The organism is Cesiribacter andamanensis AMV16 (genome assembly GCF_000348925.1).
GTDB lineage: Bacteria > Bacteroidota > Bacteroidia > Cytophagales > Cyclobacteriaceae > Cesiribacter > Cesiribacter andamanensis.
Map to the genome: position 1 here is coordinate 1 of NZ_AODQ01000084.1, position 19,615 is coordinate 19,615.

14 protein-coding genes are annotated in these 19,615 nt (G+C 54.7%); 6 read left to right on the forward strand and 8 right to left on the reverse strand.

The features are described 5' to 3' along the window. The first annotated feature begins 312 nt into the window (after positions 1 to 312). Entirely contained in the window at positions 313 to 747 is a 435-nt protein-coding gene (locus tag ADICEAN_RS14440) for a hypothetical protein (protein ID WP_009196366.1), read from the forward strand. A gap of 51 nt (positions 748 to 798) precedes the next feature. Here ADICEAN_RS14440 and serA read toward each other — a convergent pair whose 3' ends face one another. The 4 genes from serA to ADICEAN_RS14460 form a co-directional block, all read right to left on the reverse strand. Further along, positions 799 to 2,691 carry a phosphoglycerate dehydrogenase gene (gene serA / locus ADICEAN_RS14445; RefSeq protein WP_009196367.1) on the reverse strand — a complete coding sequence of 631 codons (1,893 nt, stop codon included), beginning with the start codon at positions 2,689 to 2,691 and terminating at the stop codon, positions 799 to 801. A gap of 64 nt (positions 2,692 to 2,755) precedes the next feature. Then, positions 2,756 to 3,784, reverse strand: coding sequence for an endonuclease/exonuclease/phosphatase family protein (locus tag ADICEAN_RS14450; RefSeq protein WP_009196368.1), 1,029 nt, complete (start codon positions 3,782 to 3,784; stop codon positions 2,756 to 2,758). Between the two features lie 42 nt (positions 3,785 to 3,826). Beyond that, positions 3,827 to 4,108, reverse strand: a complete 282-nt coding sequence (locus ADICEAN_RS14455) for a DUF427 domain-containing protein (protein ID WP_009196369.1) — start codon at positions 4,106 to 4,108, stop codon at positions 3,827 to 3,829. A gap of 18 nt (positions 4,109 to 4,126) precedes the next feature. Next, positions 4,127 to 6,610: a glycoside hydrolase family 31 protein gene (locus ADICEAN_RS14460; protein ID WP_009196370.1), complete on the reverse strand. Its 2,484-nt coding sequence runs from the start codon at positions 6,608 to 6,610 to the stop codon at positions 4,127 to 4,129. 144 nt (positions 6,611 to 6,754) lie between these two features. Between ADICEAN_RS14460 and ADICEAN_RS14465 the strand changes: the two genes are divergently transcribed. The 4 genes from ADICEAN_RS14465 to glgB all read left to right on the forward strand — a co-directional run bounded on the left by ADICEAN_RS14465 (position 6,755) and on the right by glgB (position 14,633). Then, positions 6,755 to 7,033 carry an HNH endonuclease gene (locus tag ADICEAN_RS14465; RefSeq protein WP_009196371.1) on the forward strand — a complete coding sequence of 93 codons (279 nt, stop codon included), beginning with the start codon at positions 6,755 to 6,757 and terminating at the stop codon, positions 7,031 to 7,033. Between the two features lie 162 nt (positions 7,034 to 7,195). After that, positions 7,196 to 9,166 carry an alpha-1,4-glucan--maltose-1-phosphate maltosyltransferase gene (locus ADICEAN_RS14470; RefSeq protein WP_009196372.1) on the forward strand — a complete coding sequence of 657 codons (1,971 nt, stop codon included), beginning with the start codon at positions 7,196 to 7,198 and terminating at the stop codon, positions 9,164 to 9,166. Between the two features lie 61 nt (positions 9,167 to 9,227). Further along, positions 9,228 to 12,536: a maltose alpha-D-glucosyltransferase gene (gene treS / locus ADICEAN_RS14475; RefSeq protein WP_009196373.1), complete on the forward strand. Its 3,309-nt coding sequence runs from the start codon at positions 9,228 to 9,230 to the stop codon at positions 12,534 to 12,536. Between the two features lie 21 nt (positions 12,537 to 12,557). After that, the gene (gene glgB, locus ADICEAN_RS14480) at positions 12,558 to 14,633 is read left to right on the forward strand and encodes a 1,4-alpha-glucan branching protein GlgB (RefSeq protein WP_009196374.1); all 2,076 of its coding nucleotides are present in this window, start codon (positions 12,558 to 12,560) and stop codon (positions 14,631 to 14,633) included. A gap of 282 nt (positions 14,634 to 14,915) precedes the next feature. Here the strand turns inward: glgB and ADICEAN_RS14485 are convergent, their stop codons facing one another. The 4 genes from ADICEAN_RS14485 to ADICEAN_RS22720 all read right to left on the reverse strand — a co-directional run bounded on the left by ADICEAN_RS14485 (position 14,916) and on the right by ADICEAN_RS22720 (position 18,432). Next, a complete protein-coding gene (locus ADICEAN_RS14485) occupies positions 14,916 to 15,275 on the reverse strand; it encodes a hypothetical protein (RefSeq protein WP_009196375.1) in 360 nt (119 codons plus the stop codon). Between the two features lie 314 nt (positions 15,276 to 15,589). Then, a complete protein-coding gene (locus tag ADICEAN_RS14490) occupies positions 15,590 to 17,158 on the reverse strand; it encodes an alpha-amylase family glycosyl hydrolase (RefSeq protein WP_009196376.1) in 1,569 nt (522 codons plus the stop codon). A gap of 10 nt (positions 17,159 to 17,168) precedes the next feature. Continuing rightward, entirely contained in the window at positions 17,169 to 18,242 is a 1,074-nt protein-coding gene (fbaA, locus tag ADICEAN_RS14495; protein ID WP_009196377.1) for a class II fructose-bisphosphate aldolase, read from the reverse strand. A gap of 40 nt (positions 18,243 to 18,282) precedes the next feature. Next, entirely contained in the window at positions 18,283 to 18,432 is a 150-nt protein-coding gene (locus ADICEAN_RS22720; RefSeq protein WP_161622714.1) for a hypothetical protein, read from the reverse strand. 738 nt (positions 18,433 to 19,170) lie between these two features. On the opposite strand from ADICEAN_RS22720, the gene ADICEAN_RS14500 reads away from it, so the two are divergent. Then, positions 19,171 to 19,615: sodium:solute symporter family transporter (locus ADICEAN_RS14500; RefSeq protein WP_040397382.1), on the forward strand; the 445-nt coding region annotated here is incomplete at its 3' end.

Below are 19,615 nucleotides of genomic sequence, written 5' to 3' on the forward strand. Positions count from 1 at the left end.
CGGTATACTGGGCGGCCTTGTCTACAAAATCACATACATCATCAAAGAAGCTATACTCCGGTACTGCTGCCATAAAAAATAAGGTTTGGTTCTAGATACTACTAAGAGTAATCTGTTTGAGGCCGCTTCTGTTTCGGCACATAGGCCGGAAGGCATAGTGGAACCGCTGGCTGGCTGCTCAGGCAGCAGATAACGATATTTTTGGCCAATGAGCTAAGTGGCTGAAAGCCGGCATCTTATTTGCATTCACAAGAGAGGGCCTGCCAGAACGTATTGCCAGGGTCTAAGTGTTATTCAACTATTAGTGTTAGTATGAAATACCTGATTATTGTATTCTTTGCTCTGATGAGCGGTGGCGCCATGGCCCAGGGCTCATCTGTACTAGCCGAGCAGGAAAGCCTGCAGATGGAGCTGGACCGGGTGCTGATCGATCGGCTGCTGGCGCTGGGCCGGGTGAGCCATACGGGAACCCCTGTTGCAGATTTTCTGAACACAGAAGAAGTGCAGGGCTATTCCGATATGATGCTTCGCTACACCCCGTCGGGAGCCATCGATTACCTAATGGTACAGTACTCGCCTAAGGTGTTTTTATCCATCTACGCTGAGGATAGCGATCGCATAGCGCAGCCTGCAGCGCATCCGGAAGCAGCCCTGGAGGCCTTCCGAAAGTTGCCGATCTCAAAGATTGGCGTACGCTTTATCATGCTGCAGGAGGGGAGTCGCCAGGCGCAGCATACCCTGGAGTAAGGCAGGAGTCTTCACAGCCTACTTTCTCTCACCGCCTCAACATTTGGGGGCTTAATACAGCACCCTGAACTTGATAGTGTTTCCGATGCTTTTCAGGTCTTTGACCACATCCTGGCTATATTGCTTGTCGATATCGGTGATCACATAGCCGATGGTTTCATTGGTCTTGAGGTACTGGCCGGTAATGTTGATGGCATGGCTGGCCAGGATCTGGTTAATGGACGCCAGGATGCCAGGGGTGTTATGGTGAATGTGAATGAGGCGATGTGCGTTGCCCAGGCGGGGCAGCTGCAGGTTGGGAAAGTTTACACTACCGGTGGTGCTGCCGGTGTTGATGTAATCGGTGATCTGGGCCGGTACGTACTCGCCTATATTGCGCTGGGCCTCCAGCGTGCTGCCGCCTATGTGAGGGGTAAGCAGCACATTGGGCAGGCCCCGCAGCTCGCTCACAAACTCCTCGTCATTGGCCTTGGGCTCATAGGGAAACACATCAATGGCGGCGCCCCCTACAATGCCCTCTTCAATGGCCTTTCTGAGGGCAGCAATATCCACCACATGGCCGCGGCTCATGTTCAGAAAGATCACGCCCTTTTTCATTTTGGCAAATTCCTGCGCACCAATCAGGTTGTTGTTTTCCCGCCGGCCGTCCACATGCAGGCTCAGGATGTCGGCCTGGGCCAGGAGCTCATCCAGGCTGCGGCATTTGGTGGCATTGCCCAGCGCCAGTTTTTCTACCACATCATAGTAGTACACATTCAGGCCCAGCGCCTCGGCTACCACGCTTAGCTGTGCGCCAATGTTTCCATAGCCGATAATGCCCAGCTTTTTGCCCCGCACCTCATGGCTGCCGCCCGCCGATTTATTCCAGATGCCCTGGTGCATCTGGCTTGATTTATCGGGGATCTGCCGCATAAGCATGATCAGGGAGGCCAGCGTAAGCTCCACCACCGAACGGGTGTTGCTGTAGGGAGCATTAAAAACGGCTACTCCCCGGCGGGCGGCGGCCTCCAGATCAATCTGGTTGGTGCCAATGCAAAAGGCGCCAATGGCCATCAGCCGGTCGGCGGCCTTTAGTACCCTTTCGGTTACCTGGGTTTTGCTGCGGATGCCCAGAAAGCTTACCCCCCTGATCTGCTCTATGAGCTCGTCTTCATCCAGCGCGCCAGCCATAACTTTTACTGAAAATCCCTCTTTGCGCAGCACCTCCTCAGCAAGGGGGTGAATATTTTCCAGCAGCAGCACACAAATGCGGTGCTTTGGATAGGAGAAGGCCCGGGGCATGTTGTGCATGAACAGGAACTCGTCCAGGTTTGGGGCTATATGGTCGGCCTTGTCTACAATGGCCTCCCGGTGCACATTTTCAGTAAAGGCATAAAACTTATTGGCCATGCCTGCGGCCTTGATCTCGTAATCCGTATAGCCATCGCCCAATACGTACACATCGCCCTCCAGCTCCAGCTGGCGCAGCTGTTCTACCTTACCGTTATTGCCGGTGAGCACATTTTCCGGATCAAAGCCCGTAATTGCGCCATCGGCCCCAAAGGTAAAGGAGTTGGCCAGGATATGGTCGGGCCGGATGCCATAGGGGGTCACTACCGGCTCAATAAAGTCCCTGAATCCATTGGAAATAATGTAGATGTTGTCTTTGTAGGTCTGGATAAACTCCCGGTTGCGCTTAAAGCTTTCCGATACTTCATTCTGCAGCGTACTGATCAGGGCCTGCAGGTGCTGCCGGTTGGCCTGTAGCAGGTCTATGCGTTGCTGGAGGCTTTCCCGCACCGACAGGCTGCCATCCATGCCCAGGTCGGTGATCTGTTTGATGCGTTGTACCCGCTCCTCCTTTTCGGGATGGCCCTGCAGGGAGATCTTGGCCAGCTCGTCCAGCGCTTCTACTTTGGTGAAGGTGCTGTCAAAGTCAATTACAAAAAAAGTGGGATTCGCCATGGTAAAAAGGGAGTGAATGCAGGAAGTTGGGAATTATTGCGCTTCCAGACAATGCTGACAGCCCCTACACGGTGCTTTTTTTTGCCGAAATCGGTTGCGAGGCAGCATCTTTTTTCTGGCGCACTTCCCGCCGTTCCCTGGGCTCATAGCTGAGCGAGACAAACATGGGGTAATGGTCGGAGCCAAAATGGCCCAGCCGGTCCAGTTTGTTGAGCTTGAAGCAATCGGACACAAAGAGGTGGTCTACCGGATAGCGGAAAAAGGGCACATTGGCATTGTAGGTATTGTAAAAGCCCCGGCCAATGCGGGGATCGATGAGCCGGCTGACCTTTTTGAATACACTGGTAATCTTGGACCAACCTACATCGTTCATGTCGCCGGCTACAATGGTGGGATCTTCCAGCTCCTCTATCAGCTTGGCTACCAGCAGCACCTCGGCCTGCTTATTGAGCAGTTTGGTCCAGGGGGCAGGGGGTCTGGGATGCAGCCCGAAAAAGTTAATGTAGTCCCGCTCATTGATCTTGAGCATGCAGCGAATAGAGGGGATGTCATCCTCAATGTAGAAGTTCACCTTTTCGTTGCGCAACTCCACTTTGGAGTAGAGGGCCATGCCATAGGTGTTATCCTGAGGCTGCAGCACCCGGTAGGGCATGTCGGCAACGGCAGGCTCAAGCTCTTTGCACCAGTAGTCGTCTACTTCTGTGAGCAGCAGAATATCCGGATTATTGTCCCGAATAAATTGCTTCATCCGGTCGGTTTTGCGATTGCTCTGCCGCACATTGGCAATCAGCAGGCTAAGCGTTTCGCTGGTATTGGTGCTATTGGGAAGCTCTTTTTTATGCAGGGGGGTAAAGGGCAGGATCACCCAAAAGTTAACCATAAAGGCAAAGACCAGCCCGGCATGCACCAGCAGGTCGGTGGTGGTATAGCGGCCTATGAACACTGCATAGAGCACAATCAGCGCAAAAATAAGTGTGCAGAACTGGAATTTGCCAAAATCAAAGATCTTGACATACCATTTCTGAATATTGAGCCAGGCCAGAATCCCAAAGGTAAACAGGATTCCGCTGGCTATATAAAAAGCCGTAAGCATAGGTAGAGAGAATTAAGGATGGTCAGAAACAGGCAGCTGGCATTATTCCTTTATCTCAACCCCTTTCCAAAAGGCCACCCGGCCCCTGATGGAAGCGGCCTCCTGGGAGGGCTCCGGATAGTACCAGGCGGCATCCTTATTTTCGGCGCCTTCTACCTGCAGGCTATAGTAGCGGGCAGTGCCTTTCCAGGGACATGTAGAGGTAGTAGGGCTTTCTACCAGGTATTCCTGTTTAACAGCTGATGCAGGGAAGTAGGCGTTTCCTTCTACTTCCACTATATCATTGCTGTCGGCTATAATCGTATTATTCCAGATTGCTTTCATACCTACCTAACCCCGGAACTAGCCATTTGTTCGGCCATTTTCCAGGATATGCAGTTGGCCAAAGCCGGCGGGGATCAGCAGGGCATACTGCTCGCCGGCCAGTGGCTCCAGGGGTAGTTCGGTATCGTCCAGGTAGGCGGCTGCCGGGGTAAAGGGCAGGCCGTGCAGCACTACCCGGTAGCGGGTATAGCTGGGCGTGTAGCTGCCCTCCCGCTGCTGCTGCAGCTCCAGCTGCTGCGGGCTGCCGGTAACCGTAAAGGTTACCACATTGCTGCCCCCTTTCTGATAGGCGTAGCCATCGCCGGCATCTTCATAATGGATGCTATCCCGGCTGCCATCCAGGAAATAGACGTGCAGGTCCAGGGTTTCAATCACTTTTTCGCCTACATACTGCATGGGTGGCCCCAGGGGTACCACTGCGCCGCTGCGCACAAAGAGCGGAAAGCGGCTCAGGCCGGTCTCTATCCAGATCTCTTCGCCCAGGGTATCGTAGCGATGGTCATTCCAGAAGTTGTACCACTCGCCCTGGGGCAGGTACAGCCAGCGCCCCTCGGCGCCCGCCTGTTTGATGGGGCAGGTAAGCAGGTTATCGCCTACGGCAAACTCGTCCTGACGGTAATAGGTATCGGCATCGCGCTGGTCCAGCATAAAGAGGGAGCGTAGCATGGGGGTGCCCCGGCTCACATACTGCCAGAAGGCGGTGTACAGGTAGGGAAGCAGCTGGTAGCGCAGGTGCAGCATTTCCCGCACAATGTCTTCGGCCTCCTTGCCAAACGACCAGGGCTCCTGCTCGCCATGATCGCCGCTGGAGTGGGTGCGTAGAAAGGGGTGGAAGATGGCCAGCTGCACCCAGCGGATATACAGTTCGGGGCTGGGGGATTCCACAAAGCCGCCCACATCAGAGCCGATAAAGGAAAAGCCGCACATGCTCAGGCGCTGGCACTGCAGGTTGGCTACCGTAAGGTGATCCCAGGAGGCTACGTTATCGCCCGTCCAGCCGGCGGCAAAGCGCTGGCCGCCACTGTAGGTTGAGCGGGTGATCACCAGCGGGCGCTTGTCGCCCAGGTAGTGCTTCACCCCATCAAAGGTAGCGCGGCTCATTTGCATGCCATACACATTGTGGGCCTTACGGTGGCTGCAGGGGTTGCCGTCGTAGTCGTGGCGTATATCGCCCGGGAAAGTACCCAGCTCAAATACGGCCGGCTCGTTCATGTCGTTCCATACGCCGCGGATGCCATCGCCGATCAGGTCTTTGAACAGGCCGCTCCACCACTGCCGTACCCGGGGGTTGGTATAATCGGGAAAGTTGCAGATGCCCGGCCACACACTACCGCGGTACACGGGCCCATCGGCCGTGCGGCAGAACATGTCTTTTTCTACCCCTTCCTGATACACGGCATAGTCGGGATCTACCTTTATGCCCGGGTCTATAATGCTGATGGTCTTGAAGCCCTGCTTTTCCAGGTCCCGGATCATGCCGGCAGGGTCGGGGAAGTGGGTCTTGTTCCAGGTAAAGCAGCGGTAGCCATCCATGTAGTCGATGTCCAGGTGTATGACATCACAGGGGATGCGCCGCTTGCGAAACTCGGCCGCCAGCTCCCGCACCACCGACTCGGGATAGTAGCTCCATTTGCTTTGCTGATAACCCAGCGCCCAGAGGGGGGGCAGCTCGGGGGTGCCCGTCATGTTGGTATAGGTTTCGGACACTTCCAGCGCCTGCGGGCCATAGATAAAGTAGTAGTTCATCTCCCCGCCGTGGGCCCAGTAGCTGAACACATTGGGGCGCTCGCTGCCAAAATCAAACCAGGTCCGAAAGCTATTGTCCAGGAAAATGCCATAGGCCACCTTGTGGTGCAGGCCAATAAAGAAGGGGATATTCTTGTAGATAGGGTCGGTTTCGGGCCCGTAGGCATAGGTATCGGATCCCCACATCTGGGCCCGGCGTCCGCGCAGGTTCAGGGTACTGGGCTTATCGCCCAACCCATAGAACTGCTCGCCCCCGCTGATCTTTTTGGTGGCAATTACGATGTTGGAGGAATGCTCATGGTGTTTTTGCCAGTGGTAGCCAATCTCATCCTCCAGTATGGGCAGGCCGTTGCGGTTGGTGATGCGCGTAAGCAGGGTGCCTTTGTGCAGGTAGAGGAACAGATCGGCCGTTTCAATGATCACCTCGCTGGCATCTTCCACAACGCTGATGGTGGCCGGCTCGGGCGCAAAGGCAGGATCGATCGCATAGCTGAAATCCGGCTCAAACAGCCCGTGGATGGCATAGCGAAAGCGGATGATCTTATTGCTGACAAGGGTAACCTGCAGGGTAACATCCTTGCAGTAGAAATAAAAGAGGTTATCCTGCTGTTTCCAGCTCAGCATGGCCCCGGGAAAGTTCTTGCCACTACCCCCTGCATCAAAGTTTTCCATGTAGTTGCCATGGTTTTCCATATAATTGCCATGGGCAGGCTGGGGGATGGGCTCGTTGGACTGGGGTGGCTGTGTATGTTCCATAGAATAGGGATGCGCAAATTAGGTCAGGTAAACAGGCTGTGCAGTAGGTGGGGGCAAAGATGCAGGGAACTGTTTACTTCGTAAATAACCTGAAGCCGAATTAATTGTTACTTTTCTAATAAACCCCTTTGTTACAGCTTGATAATGAACACCCATCAGCAGTGTGCGCTCTGCGAGCGGCAGGTTGGCTCCGTAAGCCTGCACCATCTGGTACCGAGGGAAGAAGGCGGGCGCTTCAGCGAAACCGTACCCCTTTGCCAGCCCTGCCATAGCACCATCCACCGTACCTACAGCAACCGGGAGCTGGCCCGGCTCTACCACACCATTCCCCTGCTGCAGCAAGCCCCCGGCCTGCAGAAGTACCTCAACTGGATCCGCAAACGGCCCATTGAGCGGATCAGCAACTTCCGGGCCCGCCGCTAGGGAGGCCTGCCCCGGCCGAAGTGCAAACGATTTAGCACCAAACTGGCCCAAAATACCGCATCAGGCTTAACAATTTTATAAAAAACGGATTAAAAGAAGTACGGACAGAATGATGAAATTGTAAACGAGAGTCACTATTTTTTGTGGACCAAAACCTATCCTATGATCCAGAATTATGAAGGCCGCAAGCGGGTCATTATTGAAAATGTTGTTCCCCAGCTGGAATGCGGCGCCTACCCCGCCAAACGCACCCCCTCCGAACCCTGCACCGTAGAAGCTACCATATTTGCCGATGGCCATGATGTGATACAGGCCAAGCTGCTCTACCGCCACAGCAGCAAACGCCAGTGGCAGGCGCAGCGCATGCACCCCCTGGGCAACGATCGCTGGCAGGCCAGCTTTACACCTGATCGGGAAGGGGAGTGGGAGTATACCATACAGGGCTGGATAGACCACTACCAAAGCTGGCTGCATGGCCTTATCCGTAAGTTTGAGGCTAACCAGGACATAGGCGTAGAGCTGCAGATTGGCGCCCAACTGCTGGAAGAGGCCCAGGGCCGCCTGCCCGAAAAAGAGGCCCGCCGCCTGGGCAAGATCCTGCAGCAGTACCAGGCCACTGCCGATGCCGCCGCAGCTGTTTCGCTGGCCCAGTTTCCGGAGCTGGTGGAGCTCATGTACCGCAGCCATGAGAAGAATGGCGATATCAAGCAGTATGAGAAAACACTCAAATTGCAGGTAGAGCGGGAGCGGGCCCGTTTCAGCGCCTGGTATGAGTTTTTTCCGCGTTCGGCCGCTGCCGAACCCGGCAAGCACGGCACCTTCCGGGACTGCATTCGCCTGCTGCCCCGCATTGCCGAGATGGGCTTTGATGTGATCTATTTCCCGCCCATCCACCCCATCGGTGAAAAGAACCGCAAGGGCAAGAACAATGCCCTCACCGCCGAGCCCGGCGATGTAGGCTCTCCCTGGGCCATTGGCAGCCGCCTGGGCGGGCACAAAAGCATTCACCCCGATCTGGGCACCGATGAGGACTTCCGGGAACTGGTAGAGCAGGCCCGTCAGCATGGAATAGAAATTGCGTTGGACTATGCCCTGCAATGCGCCCCCGACCACCCCTATGTGCAGGAGCACCCCCAGTGGTTCAAGTGGCGGCCCGATGGCACCGTGCAGTATGCCGAAAATCCGCCAAAAAAATACCAGGATGTACTGCCCTTTAACTTTGAGAACGACGACTGGCAAAACCTCTGGCAGGAGCTCAAAACCATCTTTGATTACTGGATCGCCCGTGGGGTAAAAATTTTCCGGGTCGATAACCCCCATACCAAGCCGCTGCCCTTCTGGGAGTGGGTGATCAGGGCTATTCAGAAGAAAAATCCCGAGGTGCTCTTTCTGGCCGAAGCCTTTACCAAGCCCCGCGTAATGGAACGCCTGGCCAAGGTGGGCTTTACCCAGTCCTATACCTACTTTACCTGGCGGGTAAGCAAGGAAGACCTGGAGCAATACGCCCGGGACCTGACCCAAACCGAAGCGCGGGAGTATTTCAGGCCCAACTTCTGGCCCAATACGCCCGATATTCTGCCCCCGCACCTGAGCCAGGGCGGCGACAATGCCCACCTGAGCCGGCTTATACTGGCCGCTACCATGTCCTCTAACTGGGGCATGTACGGACCTGTGTACGAGTTTGGCCTTAACCAGCCCATGCCCACCAAGGAAGAGTATGTGAACAATGAAAAGTACCAGCTCCACCACTGGGACTGGAACCGCAAAACCCGTATCAGCGAGGCCATTACGCGCATTAACCAGATCAGGCGGGAAAACGAAGCCCTGCAGTATACCCACAACATTGTGCTGGGCGAAACCGACAATGCGCACCTGTTCGCCTTTGCCAAAAAAGCCCCTCAGGGCAATAACATTGTGCTGGTAGTGGTAAACCTGGATCATCGCTGGAAACAGGGCGGCTGGGTGAAGGTGCCCCTGCAGCAGCTTGGCCTGCCTACCCAGCTGCAGTACCAGGTACGGGATCTGCTGAGCGGCCACACCTACAACTGGCAAAATGAGTGGAACTATGTGGAGCTGGAGCCCTCCCATATGCCGGCACATGTGCTGCGGCTGGAGCTGCCCGATTCTCCCTAGCGCGCCGAACAAAACGCTCGCTACTCCATTTTTTAACGATATAGGATCCTAAGTTTTTTATATGAACAAGCAAGACTTTCAGCTCGATGATCAGCTACACTGGTACAAGGATGCGATCATTTATGAGCTGCACATAAAAGCATTCAACGATGCAAACGGCGATGGTATAGGCGATTTCAAGGGCCTGCTGGAAAAGCTGGACTACCTGCAGGAGCTGGGGGTTACAGCCATCTGGGTGCTTCCCTTTTACCCCTCGCCTCTGAAGGACGATGGCTACGACATTGCCGATTATTTCAGCATCAACCCCCGCTACGGCAACCTGGATGATTTCAAGCGCTTTATAGATGAGGCCCATGCCCGCGGCCTGCGGGTGATCACCGAGCTGGTGGTTAACCACACCTCCGACCAGCACCCCTGGTTTCAGCGGGCCCGGCAGGCGCCCAAAGATTCGCCCCACCGCAACTATTATGTCTGGAGCGATGATCCCAGCAAATACAAGGATACGCGCATCATTTTTACCGATTACGAACCCTCTAACTGGACCTGGGATCCCGTAGCCGGCCAGTACTACTGGCACCGCTTTTTTCACCACCAGCCCGACCTGAATTACGACAATCCCGAGGTACAGGATGAAGTGTTTAAAATGCTGGAATACTGGCTGGACATGGGCGTGGATGGCTTTCGGCTGGATGCCGTGCCTTACCTCTTTGAGCGGGAGGGCACCAACTGCGAAAACCTGCCCGAAACCCACGTATTCCTGAAAAAACTGCGGGCACATGTAGACAGCAAATATCCCGGCCGTCTGCTGCTGGCCGAGGCCAATATGTGGCCCGAAGATAGCGCTGCCTACTTTGGCGATGGCGATGAGTGCCAGATGAACTACCATTTTCCCATTATGCCGCGCATGTTTATGGCGGTAAAGATGGAAGACCGCTACCCCATCATCGACATACTGGAGCAAACCCCTGCCATTCCGCCCAACTGCCAGTGGGGCATGTTCCTGCGCAACCACGATGAGCTAACACTGGAAATGGTGACCGATGAGGAGCGGGACTATATGTACCGCATGTACGCCAAGGATACCAAGGCCCGCATTAACCTGGGTATCCGTCACCGCCTGGCCCCCCTGCTGGACAATGACCGGCGCAAGATTGAGCTCATGAACGTGCTGCTGATGAGCATGCCCGGTACCCCCATCATCTATTATGGCGATGAGATAGGCATGGGCGACAACTTTTACCTGGGCGACCGGGATGGGGTGCGCACCCCCATGCAGTGGAGCCCCGACCGCAATGCGGGCTTCTCCCGGGCTAATCCCCAGAAGCTGTACCTGCCCGTAATTCTGGACCCCGAATACAGCTATGAAGCCGTAAACGTAGAGCTGCAGGAGCGCAATACCAACTCGCTGCTCTGGTGGATGCGCCGCCTCATTGATATGCGCAAGCGCTTTAAGGTTTTTGGCCGGGGCGAGATCAAATTCCTCTCACCGCAAAATGCCAAGGTGCTGGTATTTGTGCGCTCCTATGAGGAGGAGCACATCCTGGTAATTGTAAACCTCTCCCGCTACACCCAGCCGGTATCCATAGACCTGGCCGAGTACCAGCACTTTGAGCCGGTAGAGGTGTTCAGCCACAACCGCTTTCCCAAAATTGGCGAGGAGCCTTACTTCTTTACCATGGCCCCCTACGGCTACTACTGGCTGGAACTGCAGCCGGTGAAGGAAGGCGCCCAGATGGAAGCCGATCTGCAAAGCCCGCGCATGAACCTGCGCCAGGCCGATGAGCTGTCGCAGCCTGCCGTTATGGAGCAGTTTGCCGGCAAAATCCTGCGCCCTTACCTGAAGCGAGCCCGCTGGTTTGGCGGCAAGGCCCGTACCATTACCTCCCTGCGGGTGCCCGATATGCAACTGCTGCGGGAAAAGGAGGAAACCTTCTTCTGGATCCTGCTGGAGGTAGCCTACAATGAAGGCCTGCCCGAGCTCTACCAGATGCCCTTTATGCTAAGCGAGGCCAGTGAAAGCTCAGAGGCAGAAAAAAGCCATGCCCCCATGATTGGGGCCGTATCCATTGCGGGTACTACCCATGTGGTGTACGATGCCCTCTACAGCAAGGCCTTCCGCAATTTGCTGATCAGCAAGTGGGCCGGTGCCGCACAGCCCGGCCAGAAGTTGCAGGCCATAGGGGGTAAGCAAATACAGGAGTGGGTTCAGGCCCATCCCGAGCTCCCCTCCAGGGTGATGAGCGCCGAGCAGAGCAACTCGGCCATTGCCTATGATAATGACCTGTTCATGAAGCTGTACCGCAAGCTGGATTATGTGATAAACCCCGATGTGGAGGTGAGCCGCTTCCTGACCGAAAAGGCCGGATTCCCCCATACGCCCAACTACCTGGGTACCCTGGAGTGGCAGCAGGGCGATGGCCGCAGCCTGATGGTGGGCATGGTACAGGAAATGGCCTCAAACCAGGGCGATGCCTGGGAGTACATTCAGGGGGTGCTGCGCATGTATTATGAAGGCATTTCGGCCCGGCGGGAAGAGTTGCACCAACCGCCGCAGGTATCGGCTGATTTGCTGGCGCCTACCCCCCAAAGCGAGCTGCCGCAGACCATCCAGAACATTCTCAGCGGCGCCTACCAGGAGCAAATTGAGCTGCTGGGCCGCCGCACCGCCGATATGCACAAGGCGCTGGCCTCACAGCCCAGCTTTGCCGACTTCTCGCATGAAGAGTTCAGCCTGCACTACCAGCGCTCGCTCTTCAGCTCCCTGCAGACCCTTACCCGCAGCTCATACGAGCTGCTGGAGAAAAAGCTCGGGAGCCTGCCCGAACACCTGCAGCAGGATGCTTCCCAGATCATGGGCCTGCGGGGGCAGGTGCTGGAGCAGTTCAAACAGATCTACGATCACAAGATCACCACCCTAAAGATCCGGACCCATGGCGACTACCACCTGGGCCAGGTGCTCTACACCGGCCGGGACTTTCTGATCATCGATTTTGAAGGGGAGCCCGCCCGGGCCTTTAGCGAGCGCCGCATACGGCGCAGCCCGCTTCGGGATGTGGCCGGCATGATCCGCTCCTTCCACTATGCGGCCTACGGAACCCTCTTTGAGATGCAGGTGGCCAATCAGAAGCAGGAGGAGTCGCTGGAGCAATGGGCCGAGATCTGGTACCGCCAGAATGCCTCGCTCTACCTGAAGGCCTACCTGCAGGAGATGCAGGGCACCGGCCTGCTGCCCGACAACGAAGGCGACCTGCGCACCATGCTGCAGACCTTTTTGCTGGAAAAAGCAGTCTACGAAATGGCCTACGAGCTCAACAACCGGCCCGACTGGTTACTGATTCCCATCCGGGGCATACAGTCTATTTTACGCTAACACCCTTACCATTTTTTGATTATGGCATCTAACGATAAAGAAAGAGAAAATACCCCTATAAAGGCAGGCAGAAAGCCCTCTGCCCGGCGCAAAGCAGCCCCCCCACAGCAGGAGCTGCAGCCACAGGCCGAGCTGGAGGATAGCCCCCAGCAGGAGGAGAGCTGGAGCCTGCTGACGGATTTTGATATTTACCTGTTTAAAGAAGGCCGCCACCACAGCCTGTATAAAAAGCTGGGCGCCCATTTGCGGGAGTGGCAGGGCCGACAGGGGGTAGTCTTTGCCGTATGGGCCCCCAATGCGCAGGAGGTATCGGTGATCGGCAACTTCAATGGCTGGGACCGGGGCGCACACCGCATGCATGTGCGGCTGGATGGCAGCGGCATCTGGGAGATCTTTATTCCCGATATTGGCCATGGGGAGGTCTACAAATATTTTATCCGCTCCAATGGGGGCTATGAAGTAGAAAAAGCCGACCCCTTTGCCTTTTATGCCGAAGTACCGCCCCATACGGCCTCGGTGGTCTGGGACCTGAACTTTAAGTGGGGCGATGGGCAGTACCGCTCCGCCCGTCTTAAAAAAGCCGGCAGGGCACAGCCCATGGCGGTGTATGAGATGCACCTGGCCTCCTGGCGCAGGGTATGGGAAGAAGACAACCGCTCCCTGAGCTACCGGGAGCTGGCCCGTCAGCTGGTGGATTATCTTAAGGAGACCGGCTTTACCCATGTGGAATTTATGCCGGTTATGGAACACCCCTTTGGCGGCTCCTGGGGCTACCAGGTTACAGGCTTTTTCTCACCCACCAGCCGCCTGGGCACCCCCCAGGAGTTTATGTACCTGGTAAACGAGCTGCACCGGGCCGGCATAGGGGTGATTCTGGACTGGGTTCCTTCCCACTATCCGGGAGATTTGCACGGGCTGTATTATTTTGATGGCACCCATCTGTATGAGCATTCCGATGCCCGCCAGGGCTTTCACCCCGACTGGAACAGCTATATCTTCAACTATGGCCGCAATGAGGTAAAATGTTTCCTCATCAGCAGCGCCCTGTTCTGGCTGGAGATGTACCATGCCGATGGCATTCGGGTAGATGCCGTAGCCTCCATGCTTTACCTGGACTATAGCCGCCAGCAGGGGGAATGGATTCCCAACCACTATGGGGGGAATGAGAACCTTGAGGCCATTCAGTTCATGAAAGAAATGAACGAGGCCATCTATCACAACTTCCCCGATGTGCATACCATTGCCGAAGAAAGCACGGCCTGGCCGGGGGTGTCCCGCCCGGTGTATGCCGGAGGCCTGGGCTTTGGCCAGAAGTGGATGATGGGCTGGATGCACGATACGCTGGAGTATTTTTCCCGGGACCCCATTTACCGCACCCACCACCAGAACAACATTACTTTTAGCCTCAACTACGCCTTTAGCGAAAACTTTATGCTTCCCCTTTCGCACGATGAGGTGGTCTATGGCAAGGGGGCGCTCATTCAGAAAATGCCTGGTGATGAATGGCAGCGCTTTGCCAACCTGCGCCTGCTCTACGGGTATATGTGGTCACACCCGGGCACCAAACTGCTCTTTATGGGCGGAGAGTTTGGCCAGACTTCCGAATGGAACCACGACGGCAGCCTGGACTGGTACCTGCTGCAGTTTGGCTTTCACCAGGGGGTGCTGAACATGGTGAGCCGCCTGAACCAGGTGTACAAAACAGAACCGGCACTTTATGAGATCCCCTTTGAGCAGGAAGGCTTTGAGTGGATCGATTACAACGACTATCAGAATTCGGTGATCAGCTACCTGCGCAAAGACCGCAAGGGCAACCATATCCTGGTGGTGTGCAATTTCACCCCTGCCGTACGGGAAAATTATTCGATTGGCGTGCCACAGGCAGGCACCTACCTGGAAGTGTTTAATTCCGACCTACAGGAGTGGGGAGGCAGCGGCATTACCAATCATGATATCATTCCGGTAGTGCCCATTCCAAACCACGGGCGGGAGTTTAGCATATCGCTTACCCTGCCGCCGCTGGGCGTTACTTACCTGCGCTTTCAGAAACCCGCGGGCAGCGGCCGGAAAAAGGCTACCAAACCTATTTCAGGATAATCTGGAATAGGCTCTCATGACTATTTTATTACAACAAAGCCGCCGGAAATCTCTGGCGGCTTTGTTGTTTATCTGTCATAAGAAAGATGCTCAGCTTGTGATGTCTGGATAGGGGGTCTATGGTACGTTATCTTAAAATAACTCCTTCTTTGATGGTGTGTATGTGCAGCTGCACAAAGCGATCAGAAAAAGAAGCCTTCTGGAAAACAAAAAATCCTGAGCAATCGAATATGATCTCTCAGGATTTTTAGATTCTTCTGTATTGCTACAAAAGAAGGATTATTAGTCAATTACTGCTTCATCACGAACGCGGTCATTACGCATATCGTCATCTTCCAGTAATTCATCATTGCGCATTCTATTATCTTCCATCATCTGGTCGTTGCGCATTTCATCATTTTCAAGTGTACGATCGTTGTTAAACTCATCGTTACGAACGGGCTCCCGGTCTACCGGTCTCATTTCCCCGTCATTTGGGGTAGTAGTTTCAATCCGGTTGGCTTCTCGTACACGGTCGTCATCATCACTGGTCAGGGCAGATACACCCCAAATCAGACCGATTAGTAACAAGGCGCCAAGAATCCAGGGCCATATTGATCTATTATTGTTGTTTCGTTTATCTTCTACTCGTATCTCTGCCATAATCAAAAAATTTAGGTTTAAAAATGCATTAAATGCTCTGGTATAGAATACGCATGACTGGTTATGAGGTTTTTATCCTCTTGAAAATATTTACAAAAAATGCACTTATGTATGGGTAAGGCCTATTTATAGTCTTCTTAACAACGTCTTGTTGACTACTTTTGATGCTTATGGCGCAACAATGACTATAAAGCAGGTGATAAGCAGTAAATACGTTCTGCAAACAGCGCGTCATCTGGAAGCTGTATGACAAAAAAGGCCCTGGCTGCAGGTGGAGAGTAGCAGCCAGGGACCTTTGATTGAGTATACTCCCCTTATTCCAGAATAAGGCTGGTATAGGGGGGGAGGTTTACTATGCCCTCTGCCAGCAGGGCTCCATCGGCCGTGGCAAGTTGGGTGCGGCCAAAGCCTTTTTCCGTTTCGGAGAGTGCAACGCTGACCGGCTGGGGAGTAATGTTGTGGAGCACCAGCAGCTGCTGACCTTTATGCTCCCGTACAAAACTAACTACGCCCGCCTGCCGGGTATCGGCCTGCCGCAGGCTTCCAAGGGCCAGCACAGGGCTGCTGTTGCGGGCATGGATCAGGCGGCGGTAATGGTGGTAGAGCGAGGCGGAATCCTGCTGCTGGAGCGAGAGGGGGCGAACCCGGCGATCAAGGGCATATTCGGGTGTGATCCAGCTGGTGCGGATGTTATCCTCATCTGGCAGATTCCACAAAAAGGGCTCCCGAATGTTAGGATCAGGCTTTTTGCCCGGCATGCCAATCTCTTCTCCATAATAGAGAAAAGGGGAACCCGGCAGGGTGAGCAGCAGTGAGGCGGCTACCTTGGCCTTGGCAATATCGCCGCCCAGCTCGCTGATGATCCGGTTCTGATCATGATTGGTCAGGAAGGTGGCATCAATGTAGTCCGGGGTTACACTCTGGTAAAAGCGCATGATCTGCTGATGCTCCTCTACCAGGCTATCGGCCTGCCCGCTCTGCACCGCCCGGGTAATGGCATAGCCCAGGTCGAAGTTAAACAGCGAATGGAGTCCCTTCAGGTAGGGGGCCGCCTCATGGGCAGGGGTCCAGACTTCGCCTACCAGAAACACATCCGGCTTGGCCTTTTCCATTTCCTGCCGAAACTCCACCCAGAAGGCATGGTTATCCTGTGGCCGGTCGTCTGGGAAAATATGGCGGGCGGCATCCAGGCGGAAACCATCTACCCCAATCTCCTGCAGCCAGTAGCGACCTACCTTGAAGATCTCTTCCTTAAGGGCCGGGTTATCAAAGTTAAGGTCGGGCATGCCTCCCCAGAAAAATCCGTAATAGCGCTGCTCATTTCCAGGTGCTTCATGCCACTGGGTAAGATTATCCGAATCAAGCGACACGGTCTTGCGGGCCAGCTGGCTGGCGACCGAATCGTAATTGGCCCAGACATAGTAGTCCCGGTACCGGGCATCGGGGCCGGTAATGGCATCCTGAAACCAGGGGTGGTCTTTGCCGCTGTGGTTGATCACCAGGTCTATGATGATCTTGATATCGCGCTGATGGGCCTCCCGAAGCAGGGTCTTGAAATCGTCCATGGAACCATAATCGGGATGGATGCCGTAGTAATCGGTCACATCATATTTATGGTAGGAGGGCGAGGGGTGAATGGGCATCAGCCATACGCCCTTGATTCCCAGATCCTGCAGGTAATCCAGCTTGCTGGTGAGCCCCCTGAGATCACCAATGCCGTCTCCATTAGAGTCGGCAAAGGACTGGACAAAGATCTCATAATGGACGGCATTTGGCCACTGACTGGCAGCACCCTGGGGGCTTTGCTGGCTGGTCTCGGGTTGAGGAGAGCAGGCCAGCGCCAGGCTCCCGGCCAGCAGGGGGAGCAGATAGGCATGTTTCATATGGAGGGGCTTACTGGTTGCGGTTCAGGCAGTTCAGTTCCTGGAAAGATTGCTTCAGGCGGGTCACCAACGATTTTTCGCCTTCGCGGATCCACTGGCGGGGGTCGTAGTATTTCTTATTGGGGGAGTCGGGCCCCTCGGGATTGCCCAGCTGAGCGCCCAGATAGGCCTGGTTCTTATTGTAATACTTGTAAATACCTTCCCAGAAGGCCCACTGCAGGTCAGTATCCAGGTTCATTTTTACAGCCCCATAGCGGATGGCTTCGGCAATCTGCTCGGCAGGGGAGCCTGAGCCGCCATGGAATACAAAGTTTACCGGATTGGCCTTGCCGTTTACGCTGCGGTTTTTACGGATATACTCCTGGGAGTTGTGCAGGATCTCAGGCATCAGCTTTACATTGCCGGGCTTGTATACCCCATGCACATTGCCAAAGGCGGCGGCAATCAGAAAGTTGGGGCCCACCTGCCCCAGGGTATCATAAGCCTGGGCTACCTCTTCGGGCTGGGTGTAGAGCAGGCTGTTGTCTACATCTGAATTATCTACACCGTCCTCTTCGCCGCCGGTAATGCCCAACTCAATCTCGATGTGCATGCCCAGCTTGTTCATGCGTTGAAAGTACTCCTTTGAGATGCTCAGGTTTTCTTCAATGGGTTCTTCGCTCAGGTCCAGCATGTGGCTGCTGAACAGGGGCCGACCGTTTTTCTGGTAGTATTTTTCGCCGGCATCCAGCAGGCCGTCGATCCAGCCCAGCAACTTGTGGGCCGCATGGTCGGTGTGGAGTACTACGGGTACCCCATAAGCGTCGGCCATGAGGTGCACATGGTAGGCACCAGCAATGGCGCCGGCGATGGAAGCTTCCTGTTTGCCATTGGGCAGGCTTTTGCCCGCTACAAACTGGGCACCCCCATTGGAGAACTGAATGATGACCGGAGAATTTACTTCTCGGGCCGTCTCCAGCACGCCATTGATGCTGTGGCTGCCAATTACATTAACGGCGGGCAGTGCCCAGCCTTCTTTATTTGCGGTATCGAAAAGGTCTTTGAGGTCCTGACCCCATAAAACGCCTGATTTAAATCGTGCCATAGGTGTATTGCTTAAGTAGGTGAATGTGGTATGCGTATTTTTAGTTGGTGTATAGGCTTTTGTTCTCGGTTTTGTGGCCATACTGCGGCCAGCGGGCCATTTCGTTTTCGGCTTCTCTAGTACTAACCAGCAGGCAGGGCTGGTGGTTGTCCGGTAACAGGAGAGATTTGGTACAGGGGTGGTTTTTCACAGATCAGATCAGATAGGGTATTGCGTTACCGGAGCATCCGACAGCTACGGACCAGAACGTTGTACTGCCTTATTGGCCTTGTTGCCGGCCTCCAGATCCCTGCTAGCGGGGAAGGGGGATGAAGCGCCCGAAAACAGTGTAAGTATAGCTGAAAACAGCCATATTATGACCCCTTACGCCCTACTTTTATCCACTAAATTCCTGTAAACGATTGCAGGAAAGCCCATTTGATAGGGGAATAGGAGAAGCCGCCGGTAGCCTACTCCCATGCTGCTCTGAGCTGAGGCATGCGCATTCAGGCCTGTGTACTGCATGACCCCTTACGCCCCACCTTCTGCCTACGGTACGGGTTTGGGGAGCCCTGTAGTGAGCATCTGCAGGGGGTAGGGCAGCAGGCTGCAGCCAGTCAGGCTGCAATCGTTTGTATAGAGTTTTAAGGGGCTATCGGGCAGCCAACTGGTAGGCAGGGGGTACAGGACCAGATGGCACAGGCAAAAAAAAGTAGGCTCAGGAAGGCTTGTTTATAGACGATACTCTTAATTTAGACGAAATGTAGTGCCCTGGCCATGCGCAGGCATAACGCTTGCACCTGTTTTAGTGTACTGCATATTTTTCAGGGGCCTGCGGCAGGGGGTGAGTATAACAACATAAGATGATTGTGCCAGCGGACTACCACCCTTTCGGAGATAGACCTACAGACCAAAACAGAACCATATACATTAAACCTCTACAAAACGAATGGAATTTGCTACCATTGACATTGTGATCTTTGTCCTCTACTGCCTGCTGATCATAGGCATAGGACTATGGGTAAGCCGGGAGAAGAAGGGGCATGAAAAAAACTCAAGCGATTATTTCCTTGCCTCCAAATCGCTGCCCTGGTGGGCTATAGGTACTTCGCTGATCGCCTCCAACATTTCGGCCGAGCAGTTCATTGGCATGTCGGGCTCCGGCTTTGCCATTGGCCTGGGCATTGCCACCTACGAGTGGATGGCGGCCATTACGCTGCTGGTGGTGGCCAAGTGGTTTTTGCCCGTTTTTCTGCAGAAGGGCATTTATACCATGCCCCAGTTTCTGGAAATGCGCTTCGACCGCCGGGTGCGGACCAGCATGGCTGTTTTCTGGATCCTGGTGTACATCTTTGTAAACCTCACCTCTGTACTTTACCTGGGCGCCCTGGCTA

What these genes read in the sequence shown, in the direction of transcription:
- ADICEAN_RS14440 (WP_009196366.1), top strand. Translation starts at nt 313, where the DNA reads ATGAAATACCTGATTATTGTATTCTTTGCTCTGATGAGCGGTGGCGCC.
- serA (WP_009196367.1), bottom strand. Translation starts at nt 2,691, where the DNA reads ATGGCGAATCCCACTTTTTTTGTAATTGACTTTGACAGCACCTTCACC.
- ADICEAN_RS14450 (WP_009196368.1), bottom strand. Translation starts at nt 3,784, where the DNA reads ATGCTTACGGCTTTTTATATAGCCAGCGGAATCCTGTTTACCTTTGGG.
- ADICEAN_RS14455 (WP_009196369.1), bottom strand. Translation starts at nt 4,108, where the DNA reads ATGAAAGCAATCTGGAATAATACGATTATAGCCGACAGCAATGATATA.
- ADICEAN_RS14460 (WP_009196370.1), bottom strand. Translation starts at nt 6,610, where the DNA reads ATGGAACATACACAGCCACCCCAGTCCAACGAGCCCATCCCCCAGCCT.
- ADICEAN_RS14465 (WP_009196371.1), top strand. Translation starts at nt 6,755, where the DNA reads ATGAACACCCATCAGCAGTGTGCGCTCTGCGAGCGGCAGGTTGGCTCC.
- ADICEAN_RS14470 (WP_009196372.1), top strand. Translation starts at nt 7,196, where the DNA reads ATGATCCAGAATTATGAAGGCCGCAAGCGGGTCATTATTGAAAATGTT.
- treS (WP_009196373.1), top strand. Translation starts at nt 9,228, where the DNA reads ATGAACAAGCAAGACTTTCAGCTCGATGATCAGCTACACTGGTACAAG.
- glgB (WP_009196374.1), top strand. Translation starts at nt 12,558, where the DNA reads ATGGCATCTAACGATAAAGAAAGAGAAAATACCCCTATAAAGGCAGGC.
- ADICEAN_RS14485 (WP_009196375.1), bottom strand. Translation starts at nt 15,275, where the DNA reads ATGGCAGAGATACGAGTAGAAGATAAACGAAACAACAATAATAGATCA.
- ADICEAN_RS14490 (WP_009196376.1), bottom strand. Translation starts at nt 17,158, where the DNA reads ATGAAACATGCCTATCTGCTCCCCCTGCTGGCCGGGAGCCTGGCGCTG.
- fbaA (WP_009196377.1), bottom strand. Translation starts at nt 18,242, where the DNA reads ATGGCACGATTTAAATCAGGCGTTTTATGGGGTCAGGACCTCAAAGAC.